We start from the raw sequence: 21,194 nt of genomic DNA on the forward strand, positions 1-21,194 counted from the left end.
CCCACTCGCGTCAGCCCTTTCCATGGGCCGGTCAGTTTTTTGTTCGTGAAGTTTGGCTGGCGCGAGTGGGTCTGTGAGGACACAGACCCTGGGAGAGAGGGCACGGGTTCAAACCCGCGCCAGCTTCCGCAACTACACCTTTGGCCAATTCGTTTCGATGCCCTGCGAACGAATTAGCGTCTGAAAATCACCCAAAAGTTGTTCTTTCTCGCGAACGGCGCGGGGAATTACTTTTTTGTCGAGCGAATAAGCGACCAGCATCCCCACCGCTTCGCCAATGCTCCATTCAACGGGATGCAGTCGGTAACAGCCGTTGGTGATGTGCGTGGTGCCGATGTTTTTGTTGGCGGGCAGCAAATTCTCCATGCGTTTGGGCAATAGTGCCCCCAGCGGAATCTGGAACGGCAACGAGCCGAAGTCGATGTAATTGTTGCCGCCGGTGCTGGGGTGTAAGTCGATGTGGTAATAGCCCACGCCCACGCTATCCGGAAAGTCGGCGGAGGTGTTACCCTCTTTTTTACCCGTGATCATGGCTCGGTTTTCGGCTCCGACATGCTCCTCCAGAACCGTAAATACCGCTTTGATTCGGCGGGATTCCCGTACGTAAGGGTACTTGGCGAGTCCGTCTTCGGTGCCCATCACATCCGGCCGAAATCGGATACCAGGCCAACCCTGTCCGCCATCGGGGCGCGGGGCTTCGGTCTGAAGCCAGTAGAGTAGCGACAAACTTAGCTGTTTGGCCTGGTCGACGTATTTCTTAAAGTCCTTTTCGCTAGCTCCAATCAGGTTTCCTGCGCTGTAATCGTTTTGCGGCCAGTTCACGCCCGATATATCGCCGAGGTAGGTTCCGGGTTTGAAGTTCGCCTTGCTGATGACCCGGCGGTAATTCCAGAGGTTGAGTTTGTCGCCAGTGCTGATGCCTTCCGGGTGGAAACCAAGTTGTTTAGGCTCCAGCGTTTTTGGGTTCGAATACGACAGATCAAGCAATTTTCCCGACCAGGCGGGCGTAACCTTAGGCGAGTAGTTTCGCCAGAAAGCGTAGTCTTTCGGTTTATCGATAACGTGGTTCGCTCCGGCAATGTAATCCATCGCAAAGCAGACTGTAAACGCCTGGCAGTTGTTGGGGTCGGCCTTTTCGGGGGCGTGGAGTTCGCGGGTTTCGGAACGGGACTCGGCACCGGTAACGAACTCGGTGCCGGTGAGGGGCAGCAGGTCGCCTAGTTCGGTAGCGTCGACGAAATAGGGTGCGGTCAGAACCGTTTCTTTCCCCGTCCGCTGGCTGACGGCTTTCAGAGAACGAACGGTGTCGCCACTCACATTGGCCCCGGTGATCTTGTGTTCGAGCAGCAGCGTCAATTGGCCGGAACTCTGGTACGGAGCCATCATCTGCTGTAAGACCGCCAGAGCAACCTTCGGCTCGTGACACAGGCGGGATACGGCTCCATCGCCCGGATTCAGGGATTTACTGGCTCTAGCGGCATCCGTAAGGGGGTAGTTCTGTTTGTAATAGTCCCGAATGGCGGTGCGCAGATCGCGGTAAAGCTGAGTAGCGCCGTGAGTTTCGATCCACTGATGTTCATCGGGGGGTACGCCCTGCTGGGTCATCTGCCCCCCAATCCAGTCGGTTTCTTCGGTCATAATGACCGTTCGTTTGTTACGTAAAGCCGCTAAAGCAGCCGCACAGCCACCCAATCCACCACCAGCAATGACGACATCGGCAGACCGCTCTGCCTGCCCCAGCCGATTCAATAACCGGCTTGACTTGGCCTCTGAAGCTTCTGAAAACGTGAGGAGCGGAGCGGTTATCGCGGCTCCACTACCGACGGACACTTGTTCAATAAAATTTCGTCGATTCATGTGTTATTAGTAGTGCCGACCGCCGATGCGTCGGACCGCCCGGTCGGGCGATAAGTACAATGTCTCCTGTCTGTACCTCGCCCGACCGGGCGGTCCGACGCATCGGCGGTCGGTACTACACTTAGTTTGTCAATCGCTGTTTATCACTCAACAACACTTTGCTCAACGTTTCATAAGGCAACCGTTGCGGACTCACCTTGTTGTTGATACTCAGCACAGCCGCTGTTGCTGCCGACTGTCCCAGAATCATGAACACGGGTTCCATCCGGATGGAGCCGTAGGCGATGTGCGAACTGGATACACAAACCGGTACCAGCAGGTTGTTGCACTCCGATTCTTTGGGCAGAATTGACCCGTAGGCAATGGAATAGGGCTTGTCGGGATGCACGCCAATGTCACCTTCGTTCTGCACAAAACCATCGGGTTTAATGTATCGCTGGGCATTGTGTGCATCCAGCGAATACGAGCCCATGCCGATGGGTTGCGGTACCGTCGTTTTTCCCAGCGCGTCGGCTTCTTTCATCACAAATACACCGATCATGCGCCGGGCTTCGCGAATATAAAGTTGATGCGGCCAGTTTCCGTTATCGGTGAACTCATCTTTCGCCAGGCCCCACTGCTGCATGGCCTGATGTACATCGGCGGGTACGCGCGAATCGTTGGCCAGGAAGTACATCAGGCCTTTCTGGTACAGTTCGTGGTCCTTGATGATCTGCTTCCGGCGTGCGTAGGTCGCTTCGGGGTAATCGTAATTCTTGCCGATGTAATCCGTGCTGAACGGGCCGTGGTTGTTGGTATCCGTTTTGCGGTTGGGAATGGGATCGTATTTGTCGAAGGTTTCGCGCCAGCCGGCCGCAAAGACCCGCGCCAGAAGTTCATAGCGGTCGGGGTTATAGCCTTCGGGTTTCGGAAACGGAACCCGGTTGTCGGGGTGGTTGCTCAGGCACATCCGGAAGCAATAGGTCTGTACTTTATTGTCGCCCGTTCCGTTCTCGCCGGGTTGTTCGGCGGATACTTCCGGAAGAAGTCCGCTGGCTGGATCGCCCGCTATTTTGTACGGACTGATGTTGGTTTTGAAGTGGTGCCCGTGCTGGAAAACGCCTTTCTGCACGCCATTCCATTTTTCGCCGTACACGCTGTTGGCTTCGCGGCCTACGTGGTATTTTACCCCCGCTGCCGCCATTAAATCGCCCTCGTAGGTAACGTCGATGAATATTTTGCCCTGATACACGGCTCCGCTCAACGTCCGGAACGAACGAATACTGCTCCCTTGTTTGGTAATGCCTTTGGCCGAACGGTCGAGCCATTCGTCGCGGTAAATGGTCAGTTTATATTCTTTTGCGAAATCTTCGAAGACCTGTTCGGCGGCATGGGGTTCGAAGATCCACATCGTCCGGCTGGTACCGTCAATAGCCGGTGTACCCTGGCCTTTATTGCCGTACTCGTCGGGTTTCTGCCATTTCCAGGATTCTTTCTTCTGATAGTGCTGATAGAGCCGCTGGTAAAACTCCCGCGAGAGTCCGCCGATAACTTCTTTATTTCCGGTGTCGGTAAAGCCCAGCCCACCCGCCGACAAGCCGCCCAAGTGCACATCCGGCGAGACAATGATGACCGATTTTCCCATTTTCTTTACCTGAACCGCAGCCGTGACAGCCGCCGATGTTCCGCCGTAAATAATCACATCGGCCTGCCGTACCACAGCTTCAGGTTTGCCGACGGGGGGCACGAAGGCGATAAAAATCGGCAGTAAAAATACGGCCGAAAGCCAGTTGGAGCGGGGTGAACGTCTGGAGAACGTACGGGCTAATCGGGGCATCAGGGATTCGATAATGTTCATGAGGAGTCAATTGATAACGCGGATTTGATGAAATCCTGAGCAAATAGGTTGAGCCGGGGGCAACGTGCTTCGGTGCTCCCTCACCCGATAAAGAACCATCTCGAACTGGTTTACTTGATTACTGACTCACAAACCAGTAGCCGACGAATGGATCAGGGAAAAGTAATTGGCCTGTTTGCCGAGCAGGCTTTGAAAACGACTATACCGGTAGATCGGAACGTTATGCACAGTTCATGAGCCGGTTATGTCAATTCATCGGATTGTAGCCGGTTAAGCTCTTGACCGTCATCTACTTTTGCCTCATCAACCTGTTTGACTAAATAACACAATTAATGAACTCGAAACGTATTCTATTTGCGACAATGCCGATGGACGGCCATTTGAATCCACTTACCGGACTGGCTGTTCACCTCCAGCAACTTGGCCATGATGTTCGGTGGTATACCGGCCCAGCGTATGCCGACAAAATAAAATCCTTGGGTATTCCGTATTACCCCTACCGGCAGGCAAAAGAAATTAATCAGATTAACCTGGACACGGCTTTGCCCGAACGCCAGCACATCAAAGGCACCATAGCCCGGCTTCGGTTCGATCTCAATAACGTTTTTCTACTTCGGGCACCGGAATTTGTAATCGATCTGAAAGCTATTTACGATGAGTTTCCGTTCGATCTGCTCGTGTGCGATATGATCTTTACCGGAGCGCCGTTCATTCAGAAACTGCTGAATGTGCCGGTGGCTGCGGTGGGTGTGGTGCCTTTGTCTGAGACATCGCCGGAGGTGCCACCGGCTGGTCTGGGCATGGTACCCGCCAATGGCTTCTTCCCGAAACTGAAGCAGGATTTTATTCGCTACCTGACTATCAATCACCTGCTCAAACCCTGCACCGATCTGTTCAACCAACTGCTGGACGAACATGGTCTGCCCACAACAACCGATTTTATGTTCGATACCTTCGTTCGGCAACCCGATCTTTTTTTGCAGAGCGGTACGCCCGCTTTCGAATATCCACGTTCGGCTATGAGCCCGAACATTCGGTTCGTGGGTCCGATGTTGCCTTATAACAAGGGAGGACGGTACCCGTTCCGGCAGGTCGAGTTGGCGAAGCAGTACAAAAACGTGGTGCTGGTAACGCAGGGAACCGTTGAACGCGACCCGTCCAAAATTATCGTTCCCACACTGGAGGCTTTTAAAGATGACCCTAAAACGCTGGTCATTGTCACGACGGGGGGCTCCCAGACGACCGAGTTACGGGCGCGTTACCCACAGGCAAACTTCATTATCGAAGACTTCATCGACTTCAATTCCGTGATGCCGCATGTGCATGTGTATGTGACCAATGCGGGTTATGGCGGGGTGATGCTGGCCTTGCAGCATGGATTGCCGATGGTGGCCGCCGGGGTTTACGAAGGGAAAAATGACATTGCCGCCCGCATTAGCTACTTTAAGGTGGGTATAAATCTGAAAACAGAAACGCCAACAGCCGCCCAGATTCAGAAAAGCGTAGCCCAGGTGCTGGCCGACCGGAATTACAAACGGAATGTGCAACGAATAGGTATTGATTTTATGCAGTATGACACGCACTCGCTCTGCACAACGTACATCCATGAATTGCTGGGAAAGCTCGAACCTAAAGCGGAGCTTGTGTAATTGTACGGGACCGCATCCTGCTGTCCCCGCCGACAGGCGAATAGGGTAATTAGCCAATAGTCAGTTTGGCAGACACCAAATTCGCTTAGCAGCGGGGACCGCATCCTGCGGTCCCGTACCGCTACGAGCGTGGCTGCTGGGTAACGACAACCGGGTTGGCGATACCATTGAGATCATAGACGATCTTGCCTTTTCGGATGGTCATTTCGCAGCCCAGTTTTTGCTTGCCTTCGATCTTACGGCCCGTATAGTCGAAGAAACCGAAGTAGCCGGTGTCCCGAACCTCAAACTTGCCATCGTGGAGGTTCAGTATCGCTACATCGGCTACGGAACCTACCGATAGGTGTCCCAGTTCGGGCCGTTTGATGGCCTGCGCCGGGGCCCAGGTGCTGGCTTTGATGACGCTTTGCAGATTCATGCCCATCGCCATAAACTTCGACATGACGTTGAGCATATCCTTCATGGCGTTGTTCATGCTGCCCGTGTGAATATCGGTGCTGATGATATTAGGGTAGAAGCCGCTTTTGATGGCCGGAATCGCCTGCGAAAAGGCGAAGCTGATGCCGCCATAACCCACATCGAAAATGATGCCTTTCTTCTGGGCTTCCCACACGAAGGGTTTAACCTTGTTGGTCGTTACATCCAGAATGGGTTCGCGGGTTTTCAACTGTCCAAAACAGTGGGTGAAAATGTCGCCCGGCCGAAGGCGTTTTAGGAATAAATCTTCAATAGACAGGGTTGGGGTGCTGCCCCCGAAGTCGATCATGACGGGTACGTTGGCGAGTTTTCCGGCTTCTACAGCCCGGTCGGTGGGTGTCCAGTCGTACCCGTTGAAATGCGCGAGCTTGACGCCTACAACGTGTTCGGGGTATTTTTTCGCCATCTCGGCGGTTTGTCTGGCGTCCATGTCGTCGATGTTCTGCTCAAACTTGCCACCCCGCATACCGCTCCCGACAATGTTGAGCAGAGCCAGCACGCGCGTCTGCGATAGGTCGATGGTTTGTTTTTTGAACGTCTCGAAATCGCGCCAGCCCGAGCAGCCCGCATCGACAATAGTCGTCACGCCGTTGCGAAAGGTGAAACTATCGGGCGGAAGCGCGTTGGGGCCGTTGCTGTAGGTCTGGTCGAGGTTGGTGCCGAAAAAGACGTGCGTGTGCATGTCGATGATACCCGGCGTTACGTACATACCTTTGGCATTGACCACCTGAAGGGCATCTTTGGTATCAATGGACTTAGCGACCTGCGCAATTTTGCCATCGACAATGGCGACGTCCATGATGCCGTCGATGTTGTTTTTCGGGTCGATCACATGACCGCCTTTAATAACAACGCTATACGATTGAGCAACGGTCAGTTGACTCAACGTGAGGCAAAGGGCGAATAGGAGTAGAGTGGTTTTCTTCATGGTTAAGGGGAAATGTAGCGCGGGTTTCCACCCGCGTTACTCAAACAGCCGCTTTGGTCAGTTCTTCTTTAATACGCCGGGCTACGATTTTTTCCTGGCCGGGTTTCAGCATCCAGACCGTTACGCCGATGTTGCTGGGGCCGCTGCCGCCTACTTCTATCGAAGGGTCGCCTTTGCGCAGGGCTTCCTGTAAGTCTTTGCCCGTGATGCGGAGTTTGGCGGAGTCCCACGCGATACGCAGGGTGGGCGTGTGGTTGCCCAGGGGCGGCACGTGAACGCTGGTCGTTACACCGTTGACGGCCTTAACGGTGTTCTCGACATAAGCCGTATTCTCTTCCCACATTTTCCACACCTTGTCGTGGTCTTCGTTGATAAACCGCTCCAGCGCGACGTACATACCAAAAATTTCCTCTTTGTTGATTTTCATACCCCGGCCAATATTAAAGCCACGGGGCGGCATGTGCAGACGGGCGGCTGCAATAATGTCTTTCTTGCCCATCAGCAAGCCCGCGCTTTGCGGGCCGCGCATCGCTTTTCCGCCCGATATAACCACGAAATGAAAGCCCATGTCGTTGAATTTCCAGAGGTTTTCGACGGGCGGTACGTCGGCGGCAATGTCGATGGAGGTGGGGATGTTGTGTTTCTTGCCCAACGCCACCCATTCTTCGTGCATGATCTTGCCTTTGTCGGCTTCGATGTGCAGAAAGTGCATGAGTGCCGTGTTCTCGTTGATGGCTTTTTCCACATCGGCCGCTGTTTCGACCACCACAATTTTACAACCCGTATTGGTGAGGGCGTGGTTGTAGACAATGTCGTGGGCTTTCTGGCAGATCACTTCCGTTTTCATACCGGTACCGGTCAGATGCGGCAACATCTCCACTTTTTTCTGGTCCATACCGGTCAGGATTCCCGCCAGCCCGAGCGTCATGCCGGAGAACGCGCCCGACGTCACGACGGCGGCTTCGGAGTGGACCATCTGCGCGATTTTGGCCCCAACCTTATCCTGAATCTCATCCAGCAGACAAAATTCTTTCGCGCCGTAATTAATAGCGTCCAGCACTTCGTCGTGCATGAGCGAGCCGGTCATGTACGTGAGCGTACCAGCCGCGTTGATGAACGTGCGAATGCCGAACTCCTTGAACAAATCACGCTTGGGTGCGGGTTTGGCTTCGGCCTCAAGCGACAGCGGAAGGCCGCCGACCAGCCCGCCTAAAATGGGGACGCTGGACAGGCGTTTGATGAGTTTTCGTCTGCTTAACATAGAGAGTCGAAAGAAGTTAGATATACGCGATACAGTCCATTTCGACCAGCGAATCGCCGGGAACACCGCCGTATACGGCTACGGTGGTCCGAACGGGGGGCTTCTTGCCGAACCGGCCTCTGTAGACATCGTTCATACCTTTGTAATCGTTGAGATCGTGCAGGAACACGCCCACTTTCAGGACTTTCTCCATCGATGAACCCGCTTTGATCAACTGTTTCTCCATCTCCTTAAGTACCTCGTCGGTATGTACTTTAATGTCGCCTTCTTTATGGTAGCCTATGCCCGCTATAAACACCATATTCCCCATTTTGGTAGATTGGGAAAACAGCGGCACATCGTCCTGCATGACCACGTTGAAGACTTCCTTTTCGGCGGCAGGCTCGATAGGTTCAGCGATGGCTTTGCTGGCAGCACCCAGCCCGACGACACCGGCGGCAGAGGCAAAAAGACGTTTAAGAATAGAACGGCGTTGTGTTTCCATGATGAATTGACTTACTGGTTATTAGCGTTTGGTTTTGCTACTGGTTTTGCGTTTTGGTGTACTCTCTTTACGTTCCTGCTGGTTAATGGCCAGCCGGACTTCATTGACTTCGGCCGCGCTGATACCATCGGCTGTGTTGCCAAAGTTCTGCCGAATATGGGTCAACACTTCGGAAAGCTCTTCATCTTTCAGGAAGCTGTGCTGCGGCATGGCGTTGTTGTACGACTGCCCTTTCACTTCGATAGGACCTTCCAGTCCTTTCAGCAACACCGTAATGAGTTTCTTTTTGTCGCCCGTTACCCATTCCGAACCGGCCAGGGGCGGGAACCGCTGCGAATCGCCCAGGCCGTTGCGCTGGTGGCAGGCCGAGCAGTAAGTGCCGTAGACTTTGCCACCCGCCACGGGTCGGTCCCGATCCAGATTGTCGGCGATAAAATCCGGGTCGCGGATGTTCGACAGGGTCTTGCGCTTCTCCATCTGCGCCAGTTGAGCCGTACCGAAGTTCTGTTTGTTGCCCTTGTAGGTGACCTTCCAGATTTTCCCCTTCTCGGTTTCGGCAAAATACAGCGAACCATCCGGCCCCATGGCAATACCCATCGGCCGATAATGGGCGTCGCTCACGTTGACGATGGGATCAACACCCGCAAAGCCGTCGGCAAATACTTCCCAGTCACTTGAGAGCGTCTTGCTCTTAGTGGGGACGAAGCCAATAAAATACCCCGCCTGTGGATAGGGTGCGCGGTTGGTGGAGCCGTGAAAGGCAATGAAGGCCCCGTCTTTGTACCGTTCCGGAAAACCGTTCGATGCGCTGGTGCCCTGATAGAACAGAATGTCATTGGGAGCCCAGTGCGCCGGGAAGCCAATCAGCGGCTTTTCGTAATCGCCACAGCGGCCAACCAGTTTGCCATCGCCCCCGTATTCGGGGTTAAGCAGTTTTTTGCCCTGAATCTGATCGTAATAACAATAGGGCCAGCCGCCGTCCATACCGTCTTTCACCTGAAAAAGCTCTTCGGCGGGGAAAACGGCACTCTGCCAGGGGTTGTATTTTTCGGCCCACAGCATCAGTAAATCGTCCCGTCCGTGCTGCAAGGCATACAAACTGTTGTTGAACGGATTCCAGTCCATGCCCACCACCGACCGCAAGCCGGTAGCGTACCGACGCCCATCTTTCTGGGTCTGATTGTTTTTATTGGCGTCGAATTGCCAGATACCGCCGTGGTCTTCGAGCATGGGGCAGGGGTCGATACCGGCCATGTTGGGCGTCCGGTTTTTGGGCTGGCAACCGTTGGAGGGGGCTCCGTAGGCAACGTACATGTGGCCGTCGTTATCGAACGTAATGGGTTTGGCAATGTGCTCGTGCATCCCGTGTTCATGGTCGTCGGTGAGGATCGTCTCCATGGGGCTGCTCGGAATCAGTTCGCCGGGTTTGAGCTTGTAGCGAAACACGTTCATTTCGGAACTGAAATAGAGGTAGCCCTTGTAAATCCGCATGGCCGTTCCGTAGGCTCGCTCCTTGCCGATACCGCCAAAGGTTTTCATGATGTCGGCCCGGCCGTCGCCGTTGGTATCCCGGAGCGCAATCACCGACTCATCTTTGTTCCGGGCAAAGCGGGCTTTGACATAAATGTCTCCGTTCTCATTGACGGCCAGATGCCGCGCCCGGCCGGGCAGGCTGTCGACCACAACCGTCGCTTCGAAACCATCGGGCAGAAAAAGTCCGCCGTTGGCCTCTGTCTGGACGGGAAGCCCGTTTTTAGTTGCCCGCTGCGTAAATCCGACAAAAGCCAGCAACGCGAGAATGATGCCTTTGATGTAAATTTTCGTCATTGGGTTGAGAGAAGGAAAAGGGTTGATGCATATAGTGAATGATACTATCACTTGTTAACCGTCAGCGTCTACCACCCCCAACCCCCTCCTAAAACAGGAGGGGGCTTTAAAAAGATGACCTTTCGGCATAGCCCCCTCCTGTTTTAGGAGGGGGTTGGGGGTGGTGTCTATCCGGTACTACTTCGCACTCGCAATGCCAATGCCGTTCAGATCATACACGACCTTACCGCCTTTGATGGTCATTTCGCATTCGAATTTCTGCTTGCCCATCATCTTGTAGCCGGTTTTGTCATAAAACCCAAACGTGCCCTGACGCATCGAGAAAATGGCGACGTCGGCAATAGCTCCCACGGACAGATGCCCGAGGTTTTCGCGTTTGATGACCTGCGCCGGGGTCCAGGTGCTGGCTTTGATCACGCTCGGAATGTCTTCACCCATCGCCACGAATTTAGACATGATGCTGAGCATGTCTTTCATGGAACCGTTCATGCTGCCGGTATGCAGATCGGTGCTGATGGTCGTGGGGTAAAATTTCGCTTTCACCGCCGGAATAGCCTGTGAGTAATTGAAACTCGCCCCGCCATAACCCACGTCGAACACGATGCCTTTTTTGCGGGCCTCCCACGCAAACGGCTTCACGGTTTTGGTCGCTTCGTCCACAATCGTCTCCCGGACATTGCCTTCCAGCAGGGTGTAGGCATGGGTGAAAATATCGCCCGGACGAAGGTGCTTCATGAACAACTCTTCGAGCGAGAGAGGTGGGTTGTTACCGCCAAAGTCAATGATAACGGGCATGTCGGCAAGCTTGCCAGCCGCTACGGCATGGTCGACGGGTGCCCAGCTTGGCCCCTGAAAGTGTGCAACCTTAAACCCGACGACATCATTCTTGTTTTCGAGCGCCACTTTAGCCGCCATTTTGGGGTCCATATCGGTGGTGTCCTGCTCAAACTTGCCCCCGCGCATGCCTTCGCCTACTATGTTCATGAACGAAAGCACGCGGGTTTTGGACGTGAAAATGATGTTCTTCTTGAATGTTTCGAAGGATTTCCAGCCCGCGCCCCCCGCATCGACAATGGTGGTCACACCCACCCGAAAGGTGAACCCGTCAGGCGAGACGGCTACCAGTCCGTTGCTCAGGTAATGGTCGGGTTCGGTGCCGTAAAACACGTGTCCGTGAATGTCGATCAGGCCGGGCGTAACATACATGCCTTTGGCATCAACGACCTGCCGCGCCTGTTTGGCGTCGATGGATTTCGCCACCTGCGTCACCTTACCGTCGGTGATGGCGACGTCCATGATGGCATCGATGTTGTTTTTCGGGTCGATCAGGTGCCCGCCTTTGATGAGCAGGGTATACGGTTGCGCCCAGGCCGGAACCGCTAGAAAAGAGAAAAGGATTAGGAATAGGTATTCGGTTTTCATGGATTAGGATATTGAGTATCGCGGTTCTTTAGTCCGCGTAGCCGTAGGCTAATGTGTAATTGATAAGTTATTAGCCTACGGCTACGCGGACTGAAGAACCGCGATACGTTATACTGCCGCTTTCGTAAATTCTTCTTTTAGCCTTGCCGCTACAATTTTATCCTGGCCGGGTTTGAGCATCCAGGTCGTCATGCTGATGCCGTTGGCTTCGCCTACCACTTCAATAGATGGGTTTCCGTTGCGCAGATTTTCCTGTAAAGATTTGGTCGTCAGGTTGACCTTGCCCGTTTCCCAGGTCACCCGCATGGTAGGCGTATGGTTGCCCAGTGGTGGCGCGTAGGTTTCGATAGTTATCCCGTTAATACCTTTAATGGCGTTGGAAATAGTCGCCACCCGGTCTTCCAGCATCTTCCATTCTTTCTGGTGATCCGTGGCGATGAACTTGTCGAGGGCCACGTACATGCCGAGAATCTCCTCCTTGTTGACTTTCATGCCCCGGCCAATGGTGGAGCCACGCGGTGGCATGCTGAGTCGGGCGGCTGCGATGTACTGTTTTTTGCCCATCAGCAAACCGGCGCTTTGGGGGCCGCGCATGGCTTTGCCGCCCGATACGCAAACCAGATCGAAACCCATGTCGTTGAATTTCCAGAGATTCTCGACCGGCGGCACATCGGCAGCAATGTCGATCATGGTCGGGATGTTATGCTTTTTGCCCAGGTTCACCCACTCCTGGTGCTGAATCTGGCCCTTGTCGGACTGGATGTTCAGGAACCAGAGCATGGCCGTTTTGCTGTTGATGGCTTTTTCGGCCTCTTCCAGCGTTTCGACCACCACAATTTTACAGCCGGTATTGGTGAGGGCGTGGTTGTAGCCGATGTTGTGCGCCTTCTGCGCAATCACCTCCGACTTCATATCGGTACCTTCCAGATGGGGCAGCAGTTCCACTTTCTTCTGATCCATGCCCGTCAGCACCCCGGCCAGCCCGAGCGTCATGGCCGAGAAGCAGCCCGCCGTCACCACTGCCGATTCGGCATGGGTCAGGGCGGCAATCTTCTCGCCAACTTTGGTCTGCACATCGTCCAGCATGACAAACTCTTTGGCCGATGCGTTGATCGTTTCGACCACGTCATCTTCCATGAGCGAACCCGTCATAGCGGTGTAAGTACCAGCCGCATTGATGAAGGTACGCAGACCCAGTTCTTTCAAAACGTTCCGGGGAGCCGCTTTGGCCGGAGCCGCCAGTACCGATTCCAGGGGGGCAACGGTACCAAAAAGGCCACCCAGCAGGGGCGCGGTCGACAATCGCTTGATGAGAGATCTTCTATTAAGCATGATAAAGTTGGTTTGTATCGGGAATATTCATTACTCGAAAATCAGCGTTCCGAACTTCTTGAATTCGTGAAAGCTGCCACTCGTTTTTTGCCACGACCAGGTTTGGTACCCTTTGTCGTAATCGATGCGGTAAAGGTTGCCCCGCCAGCGTGTGCCCGAAGTGGGTGGCGTCTGAACGATGGGGTTTAATAAACTGTAGGGAATAAAAAACTCAGCTGTCCAGCCCTTGATGGCTGCCTTGCTCACCTTGTCGCCACCCTGAATACTGGTCGCATGTTGCACCTTCGATTTGCCGGTATAATTCCAGGGTTTCCAGCCCATGAATTTGCCGTTCATATTCGGCACCAGAATAGGCAATTCGTAATTCAGGGGCGACAGTTCGTATTCAAAATAAATGGGTACGGATTCGTCGGGCCAGAGAAACACTTCGACCACATCTTCATTATATAGCGCCCCGAAATCCTCCTGAATCGTTGCGGTCAGCGTTTCGTCTTCGCACTGAAACAGGAAATAGATACCGGTTCCGGAGTAGAGCGTTTTGGTCTTCGTCGCCAGCTTTCGCCCGGCGGATTCCTGAATCGTGATAGACACCCAGTCCGTCTTCGTCCACGCGGTATGATCGCCATTGCCATTCACCTGAAAATCATTCGTTTTTCGAACGACCATTTGCGTCGATTCGCTGGTTTGGGCCTGTGTGGGCTGCATGCTGAGGGTGAGTAAAATGGCTAAGGTGAAGACGGTAAATTTCATTAGTGGGTCTTATTTGTACCAAACAGTCTCTGGCTGTTTGAGCCGCGAAGCGGCTTATGAGTTAGCTGCCCTGTTAGCCTTCGGCTCAAACAGCCAGAGGCTGTTTGGTACAAAAACAGAGTTTTACACATACGCAACACAGTCAATTTCGACCCAGGAATTTCCGGGAACGCCCGCGTGTACGGCCACCGTTGTACGAACGGGTGGGTTTTTGCCGAATCGACCTTTGTACACTTCGTTCATGGTTTTGTAGTCCTTCAAGTCGTGCAGCAGAACATTTACTTTTAGTACCTTGTCCATCGAAGAGCCCGCTTTGATAAGCTCTTTCTCGATCTCCTTGAGCACATGGTCGGTATGCGAACGGATGTCGCCTTCGAAATGGGCTCCGGCTCCGGACACAAACACCAGATTGCCGAGTTTCGTCGACCCCGAATACAACGGGATATCATCCTGAGATACCACACCGGCGACTTCTTTTTCAGGTATTGACACAGCCATGGCGCTCGTCGGCGTACTTAATCCGGCAACACCGGCAACGGCCGCAAAAAGGCGTTTTAAGAGGGAACGTCGTTGTGCTTTCATGAATCGCTTAAAAAAGGAAAAGGGCGTTTTTCAGGAACTTACTCTAAAAGCAAGCGACTGCCTGTCAATTTATTAAAAAATATTAGAAACCTGTACATAAGGTCGGTCTCATTAAGATTTATGGTGTCAGGTTCTCAGGCCTGACACCATAAATCTTACTTATCCCACCACACCACGCTGGAGAGTGTGTTCGTGCCGCCCTGACGCGTACGAGCTTCGATAAAATTGGTTTTGTTGTAGGTTTCTTCCGAATCGGGAATCACGAAGCGGGTTGGAATTTTGCCGCCGGTGAGGTTGCCGGGGTAGTTCGTTGGGGTAAGTACCGGATAACCCGTCCGACGCCAGTTGGAAAAAATTTCGTATTCATCTTCCAGAAATAGCGACACCCATTTCTGCGTCTGAATCTGTTCCATCTGCTGGGCCGTGGTGCCGGTAGCTTTGTATGGATTAGCCGCCAGATAGGCATTGATCCGGGCTTCCGAAATCGTGCCACCCGTGCCAAACAGCGACCATTGCCGCATACCGGCCCGTACGGCATTGGCATAAGCCGTAGCTGCGGTCGTGCCGCTGGTCCAGCCACGGACAGAAGCCTCGGCCAGCAACAGGTTCGTTTCGGCATTGCCGAACACGATCAGCGGGGTGTTGTATTTCAACAGGGTGTTGGGGTTAGGCTCCGAGAACGAGTTGAAATTGGCGGGCAGGTTGTTGTAAGCCGCGTTCGGCATTCCGCTTTGCAGGGCCGTTGTCGTGTCGGCGGTGAAGGTTTTATTGTCGGTGGTGGTCCAAACAACCGAGATCACGTTCAGGCGCGGGTCTTTGGTATTCTTCAGGTAGTCGATGAACGTTTTGGCAAACTTGCCGCCTTCCACGTTGTCGCCACCGGGCGTTACGTAGTCGGTGCTGATCAGGCCACTGGCGATGAAGTTCCGACTGGCCGTTTGTGACCCATCGACGTAAGCAATCACGGCGCGGTCGGCATCGTCCAGAATAACCCCACCGGCAATGGCTTTTTCGCTCCAGGTTTTGGCCATCGCGGGATCTACTTCGGTCAGGCGCATACCAAGCCGAAACATCAGCGAATAAGCGAATTTTTTCCACTTGGTAATGTCACCACCATACATCAGGTCGGCGTTGCCAAAGGTGGCTTTGCTGGCGTCGAAAGCCGCAATGGACTCATCCAGTTCTTTCAGCAGATCGGCGTAAATAGCCTGTTGGGTGTCGTATTTAGGGCTGTAATTCTTGGCCGAAAGGGCTTCTCCCGCGTTGAAATAGGGAATGTCGCCGTACATATCCGTCAGGCGATGGAAAATATACGCCTTCCAGATGCGAGCCGCCGAGCGCTTGTTCACGTCGAGCGGGCTGGTCGACACGGCGTCGATCACCTGCCGGATGGACACGATAGCCCCCTGTCCGGCACCGGTACCCGCGTAGGCGTTCCAGTTGCCGGTTGAGTAGCTGTAGTTGAAGTATTTGTCGCCCGCAGCCGGTACCTCTTTGTAGGTGGCAAACTGCTGCATCGACTGGCCGATGGTCAGGTAAGCGGCCCCGGTAAAGTTGGTGCTCACCCCGTCGAGCTGTGCGCGGGTGAAGAGGTAGCCGGGTACCACTTCCGAGTATTTATTCGGGTCCACGTTCATCTCCTCGAAGCCCTTGTCGCAGGCCGACAGGAACAGGAGCATCGGGGCCACCACCAGTATTTTTTGGATCAGATTCTTCATCGTCAGAAAGTTTTTTGGTTAGAATTTCACCATTAAGTTCACGCCAAGGCTGCGGGTTCTGGGCACGCCAAACGCTTCCAGACCCTGCGCGTTGGTGCTCGTATAGCCCGACTCCGGATCGAAATACTGATTCTTCTTGTCTTTGTAGAGAATAGCCAGGTTACGCGCCACAAACGAGATCGTAGCCGATTGCAGCTTCAGGAACGGCAGTTTGGCCACGGGCAAGTTGTAGCTCAGGATCACCTGACGCAGCTTCACGAAATCGTTGTTGAACATGAACATGGCCGTGTAATTCTTGTCGTTATCGTAATACGTATCGACCTCTTCCTTGCTCCATTTTTTGGTGTAAGGCGCACCTTCGGGGGTTACGCCCGTGACGGTGACTCCCGTTTCGCGACCCGGCAGGGTTTCCTGCGGCAGACCAAAGCGGTAGGCGTACTGGTAGAGGTTCGAGTAAACGATGCTGCCGAATTTACCGTCGACCAAAATGTTCAGCGAGAAATTCCTGTACCGGAAGTTGTTCGTGATACCCATCGTGAGGGGTGGGGTGCCCTGTCCAATTTCCTGTAAATCACCGCGAACGGCGTAGCCACTGGCCGTATTGAACACGACGTTACCGTTGGCGTCGGTTTTCTTGTTATAGCCCCAAACGGTGCCATAAGGCCGGTCGAGTACGTTCCGGACCAGGCCACCGCCTACGCCCGCACCCACGTCGATGCCGGTGATGCCGGTGGCCAGTTGTTCGATCTTGCTTTTGTTGTAGGCCATGTTGTAGCTCACATCCCACGAGAACGGGCCTTTGCTGACGGGCGTACCGGTCAATAGCAGCTCAACGCCTTTGTTGCTCAGCGCACCCACGTTCAGCAGGGCCGAGGTGTAGCCCGACGAAAGCGCGATGTTCGTCGTTACGATGTCGTCGGTGGTTTTGCGGTTGTAGAGCGTCAGGTCGATGCCCAGCCGGTTGTTCAGGAACTTGGCTTCGATACCGCCTTCGTAGGTGGTCGAGGTGAGCGGTTTCAGGTCGGGGTTGGGCACCTGCGAGGAGGATAAAACCTGTACCGGTCGGCCGTTGTGGCCGCCCTGCTGCATGGAGTAATACTGGTAAATCTGGTAGGCGTTGACGGTAGCACCACCCACCTGCGCCCACGAGGCCCGCAACTTGGCGAAACTCACGGCTTTGGGCAACTGGAACGCATCCGACAGAATGAACGAGCCGCCAACGGATGGATAAAAGATGCTGTTGCTCTTCGGGTTCAGCACCGAGAACCAGTCCTGCCGACCCGACAGTGTCAGGTACGCAACGTTTTTGTACCCGAAATCCGCCGAGCCGAATACCGAATTGATGGCACTTTTCAGATACGTTGGCGTCGTGGTCGATGTGGCGAGGTTGGTGTAGCTGTAGAAATACGGCACCGTAAACTCGCTGCCCGCAATGGTCGTCTGGTCGAAAATGCTGCGCTGGGCATTCATGCCGGCCAGCGCCGAGAAGGTCAAATCCTTGAAAAACGTGGTGTTGTAATTCAGCGTCAGCATGCCGTTGGTTTCCGACGAGCTTGTTTTACGGGCTTCGTACGTACCCAGCGGCTGGTAGGCGTTGTTCGTTGGCTGGACGTATTCCGACGAGAAGCTGTAGAAATCCTGGCTCACGCTGCCTTTGATGAACAGGTTGTCCAGAATGTCGTAGCGGATGCTTCCCTGGCTGATGAACCGGTGTTTGGTGTCGTTGTTCTTGAACTTATTGATCACGAAATACGGGTTCGGCGCGGCCGGAACGGGGTTCCACTCCATCTCTTTACCGGTAACGGGATCGTAGCCTGGAGCCAAACTCCGAATGTCGACCACGTTGGCGATCAGGTAAGTCGCCCAGTGCGGGTTGAAGTCGGCGTAGCCCACTTTCGGGCGGTTGGTGCCTTCTTCCACGTTGTACTGGAATACCGTTTCAACACTCAGTTTCTTGCCCAGAAACGCGTTCAGGTTCAGGTTGGCGATGCGCCGGGTGAACGACGAATTGGGGACGATGCTGTTCGATTGGGTGTTATTCAGACCCAAGCGGAAGTTCACGGTCTCATTCCCACCCGTAAAAGCCAGCGAGTTGATGTAGTTGGCACCCGTGCGGTAAAAGTTTTTCAGGTTGTTCTTCTGGGGCGAATAAGGGTGCAACTGTCCGTCGACCTGAATCGTTGGCAGGCCATCCATGCGGGCACCGTACGAAAGTCGTCCGGTACTTTTTGCCTCCGTTACGGTGGTTGGTTTTCGGCCATCCAGACCCTGCCCGTATTCGTACTGCCAGTTCGGAATAACGGCGATGTCTTCAAACGTGGTGTTGCTGTTGATCTCCACCCCGACACCTTTCTGGGCGCGTCCTTTTTTGGTGGTAATCAGGATAACGCCATTGGACGCACGGGCACCGTAAAGAGCGGCCGCCGGACCACCTTTCAGCACGCTGATGGATTCAATATCGTCGGGGTTAATACCGCCAATACCGTCACCCCGGTCGACGTTCATGCCGTTGCCGTCGGCGGTAGTGCCGCCGGGCGTGCTGTTATCCATCGGCATCCCGTTAATAACGTACAGCGGCTGGTTGTTGCCGTTCAGCGAGCCGTTGCCCCGGATAATGATGCGGCTCGACCCGCCGGGACCGGTAGCCATACCCGTTGCGTTGACCCCGGCAATCTTGCCGGTCAGTGCGTTGGCTACGTTGTTCTCTCGGGCTTGGGTAAGTTCGCTTCCTTTCACTTCAGACACGGCGTAGGCGAGGGCTTTTTTCTCCCGGGCAATGCCTAGCGCGGTCACCACAACTTCGCCGAGTGTGCTGGCTTCTGGGGCCAGCGTCACGCTGAGGTTACTCTGATTACCAACGGTAACTTCCTGCCGTTTATAACCCACAAAGCTGAAGACCAGCACGGCGTTTTCGTCCGGAATATCCAGCGAAAACCGGCCATCGGCTCCGGTTGTGGTTCCTTTCTGCGCTTCCTTGATCACGACGCTCACGCCCGGCAGACCCGCCCCGTTTTCGTCGAGGACAATACCCGCCACTTTTCGTTTGGGGGCTTCGGGCTGGACGGGCGTTCTGAGTTCGGAGGAAGATTCGATGCGCCGTAGAATAATCCGATCCTGAAGCACTTCGTACGTAACCTGATACGGGTACAGGATCTTGTTCAGGACGTCGGAGAGCGGTTCGTTGCGAAACTTGTAGGTGGCTTTGGCGTCGTTCCCGAAAATCTGCGGGTTGTACATAAACTTGACGTTCGTAACCGTCTCCAGTTTATCCAGCACCTTTTCAACATCGGCGTTGGACAATTGAAGGGTTACTTTTTGCTCCAGCACTTTCTGCCCACTCACCTCAACGGCGTAGGAGAAGGTGGCAAAAGCGACAGAAAGAAAGGCCTGGTAGATGCCAATGCGCATGATTTTCTGTAAAGTCTTTTGATAAAGTACTCGTTTTGACATAGTTTTGGCTTTTGTCGGGTGAAAAATTCGGCACAATAAAGTCCCGGTCCGCTGTTTAGCGGAAGTTGTAATAAGCATACACGAGGGGCGATTTTGAAGGCGAAGATGTTAGCGCATCTCCGCCTTTTTTATGCGTATGTCGGCGCGTTGTTGATCATAGGCGATTTGGTTATTGAGTTAGTAGTTATTGGTTATTGAGTTATTGGTTACTGGTGAATAATCGGGTATGACGTAATAACCAATAACTCAATAACCAAGTCCAGTATTTAACAACCATTGCTACTGATCTGAATGGTTCCGTCCACCTGCTTATAACTGGCGTTGATGGTTTTGCAGATCAGATCAAGTTTCTCAAAAAGCGGTTCGTCCGTAAAGGCTGCGGTCAGGTAACAGGCCCGCATCAGGTCTTTGTCGAAGACGATGGGTACACCATAGGATTGCTCAAGCGTGGCGAATACATCGGCAATTGGCGTTCGTTTGAAGGCGAACTGCTGTTTCTGCGAGGCTTGCTCCAACAAAACCGGATTCTCGATCAGGCTCTTTTTTAACTGAATTTTTTCTGTCGAGTAGACAATCTGCTGATTGGGTGTCAGTACGATACCATCCAGCTTATATGTTTCCTTTTTCGGGTTCAGTGCGACCTCCTTCTGGGTGAACACCGCCACTTTACCCGTCCGGACTACCACTTTCATCTGCCCGGCTCCGTCGTAGGCCTGTACCGTAAAACTGGTGCCCAGCACTTTGGTGATCAAGCCGTTGGCATATACATAGAACGGTTTCGACGGATTTTTGACTACTTCAAAGAAGCCTTTCCCGGACAGATAAATTTCCCGCTTCGTACCGGCAAATTGCCTATCGAAACTCACCCGGCTTTTGGGGTAAAGGGTAATCGTACTTTTATCGGGCAGATCGACCCGTACGGGCCGATCGGTAGTGTTGTTCACTTCCGAAAGCGACTCAGTAGCCTGCGCCACCAGTTCAGTGTAGGTTTCCGGTGTTTTGTTGGCCGAAGGGCGGAGTTGATGCCAGCCAAACAGACCAAGCACAACCAGTACGCTGGCCGCCACACCGTAGCGAAAAGGTGCCCACTGAAACCACTTCGCCGACACGACCGGCGTTTCCAGCGAATCGTGCAATCGGCTGATCTCTTCCTGAATCTCGTGTTCTGAAATCGGCAGACGTTCCGTGAATTGCTGGCCGTAGGTGGTGTGCAATGAGAGGAGCAGGGAGGCCGCTTTACCAACGAGGTCGGCTTTGTCCGGGTTTTGAATTAGCCATTCCCGCCAGAAGGCACCGGCTACGGGGTCAGTGCCCAACTGCCAGCGTTGGAAAGACGAATCGAGGGCTAACTCTTCGGGTTCTAGGTCCCTGTACTCCTGCATACAAACGAATGCGCTATTTGTGCATTTGAAGGAAAGATGCAGGAGTCGTTGGCGAATACTCTCTTTTCTGAAACTTTATTTTAAATTTTTTTAAAATGGCCGAAACCGGCACCACAACCCCGGATTGCATCCGGGGCTACCCACAGTCAACCCCTCCGGGGTTGGGCATTCCCAGACTGCACCTGTGTCCCCGGACTGCACCTGTGTCCCCGGACTGCATCCGGGGTTACCCACAGTC

The 21,194-nt window shown here is 53.8% G+C and carries 14 protein-coding genes; 1 reads left to right on the forward strand and 13 read right to left on the reverse strand.

Annotated features, from left to right (window positions below; all coding sequences use genetic code 11):
• Positions 1 to 132: 132 nt before the first annotated feature.
• Together CRO74_RS19755 and CRO74_RS19760 are read right to left on the reverse strand one after the other, a co-directional pair.
• Positions 133 to 1,857 carry an FAD-dependent oxidoreductase gene (locus CRO74_RS19755; protein WP_097128135.1) on the reverse strand — a complete coding sequence of 575 codons (1,725 nt, stop codon included), beginning with the start codon at positions 1,855 to 1,857 and terminating at the stop codon, positions 133 to 135.
• A 121-nt stretch (positions 1,858 to 1,978) separates the two neighbouring features.
• Positions 1,979 to 3,694: an FAD-dependent oxidoreductase gene (locus CRO74_RS19760; RefSeq protein ID WP_097128137.1), complete on the reverse strand. Its 1,716-nt coding sequence runs from the start codon at positions 3,692 to 3,694 to the stop codon at positions 1,979 to 1,981.
• Positions 3,695 to 4,026: 332 nt separating this feature from the next.
• Here CRO74_RS19760 and CRO74_RS19765 point away from each other — a divergent pair, with 332 nt between their 5' ends.
• Positions 4,027 to 5,343 carry a glycosyltransferase gene (locus CRO74_RS19765; RefSeq protein ID WP_245877916.1) on the forward strand — a complete coding sequence of 439 codons (1,317 nt, stop codon included), beginning with the start codon at positions 4,027 to 4,029 and terminating at the stop codon, positions 5,341 to 5,343.
• Positions 5,344 to 5,464: 121 nt separating this feature from the next.
• On the opposite strand, the gene CRO74_RS19770 is transcribed toward CRO74_RS19765, so the two are convergent.
• From CRO74_RS19770 to CRO74_RS19820, 11 genes are all read right to left on the reverse strand, one after another.
• A complete protein-coding gene (locus CRO74_RS19770; RefSeq protein ID WP_097128139.1) occupies positions 5,465 to 6,748 on the reverse strand; it encodes an amidohydrolase/deacetylase family metallohydrolase in 1,284 nt (427 codons plus the stop codon).
• Between the two features lie 40 nt (positions 6,749 to 6,788).
• On the reverse strand, positions 6,789 to 8,009 hold the full coding sequence (locus CRO74_RS19775; protein WP_097128140.1) for an aminotransferase class V-fold PLP-dependent enzyme: 1,221 nt from the start codon (positions 8,007 to 8,009) through the stop codon (positions 6,789 to 6,791).
• A gap of 16 nt (positions 8,010 to 8,025) precedes the next feature.
• On the reverse strand, positions 8,026 to 8,493 hold the full coding sequence (locus CRO74_RS19780; RefSeq protein WP_097128142.1) for a RidA family protein: 468 nt from the start codon (positions 8,491 to 8,493) through the stop codon (positions 8,026 to 8,028).
• Between the two features lie 21 nt (positions 8,494 to 8,514).
• Positions 8,515 to 10,320 (reverse strand): PQQ-dependent sugar dehydrogenase, encoded by a 1,806-nt coding sequence (locus tag CRO74_RS19785; protein ID WP_097128143.1) that lies wholly within the window; start codon positions 10,318 to 10,320, stop codon positions 8,515 to 8,517.
• A gap of 177 nt (positions 10,321 to 10,497) precedes the next feature.
• A complete protein-coding gene (locus tag CRO74_RS19790; RefSeq protein ID WP_097128145.1) occupies positions 10,498 to 11,742 on the reverse strand; it encodes an amidohydrolase/deacetylase family metallohydrolase in 1,245 nt (414 codons plus the stop codon).
• Positions 11,743 to 11,850: 108 nt separating this feature from the next.
• A complete protein-coding gene (locus CRO74_RS19795) occupies positions 11,851 to 13,074 on the reverse strand; it encodes an aminotransferase class V-fold PLP-dependent enzyme (protein ID WP_097128147.1) in 1,224 nt (407 codons plus the stop codon).
• A 30-nt stretch (positions 13,075 to 13,104) separates the two neighbouring features.
• Positions 13,105 to 13,824 carry a carbohydrate-binding family 9-like protein gene (locus CRO74_RS19800; protein WP_245877917.1) on the reverse strand — a complete coding sequence of 240 codons (720 nt, stop codon included), beginning with the start codon at positions 13,822 to 13,824 and terminating at the stop codon, positions 13,105 to 13,107.
• A 123-nt stretch (positions 13,825 to 13,947) separates the two neighbouring features.
• A complete protein-coding gene (locus tag CRO74_RS19805; protein ID WP_097128148.1) occupies positions 13,948 to 14,406 on the reverse strand; it encodes a RidA family protein in 459 nt (152 codons plus the stop codon).
• A gap of 155 nt (positions 14,407 to 14,561) precedes the next feature.
• A complete protein-coding gene (locus tag CRO74_RS19810; protein WP_097128150.1) occupies positions 14,562 to 16,124 on the reverse strand; it encodes a SusD/RagB family nutrient-binding outer membrane lipoprotein in 1,563 nt (520 codons plus the stop codon).
• 18 nt (positions 16,125 to 16,142) lie between these two features.
• Positions 16,143 to 19,574, reverse strand: coding sequence for a SusC/RagA family TonB-linked outer membrane protein (locus tag CRO74_RS19815; RefSeq protein WP_097128152.1), 3,432 nt, complete (start codon positions 19,572 to 19,574; stop codon positions 16,143 to 16,145).
• Between the two features lie 266 nt (positions 19,575 to 19,840).
• Positions 19,841 to 20,956 (reverse strand): FecR family protein, encoded by a 1,116-nt coding sequence (locus tag CRO74_RS19820; RefSeq protein ID WP_097128153.1) that lies wholly within the window; start codon positions 20,954 to 20,956, stop codon positions 19,841 to 19,843.
• Positions 20,957 to 21,194: the final 238 nt, after the last annotated feature.

Source organism: Spirosoma fluviale (assembly GCF_900230225.1).
In the GTDB taxonomy this organism is placed as follows: Bacteria; Bacteroidota; Bacteroidia; order Cytophagales; family Spirosomataceae; genus Spirosoma; species Spirosoma fluviale.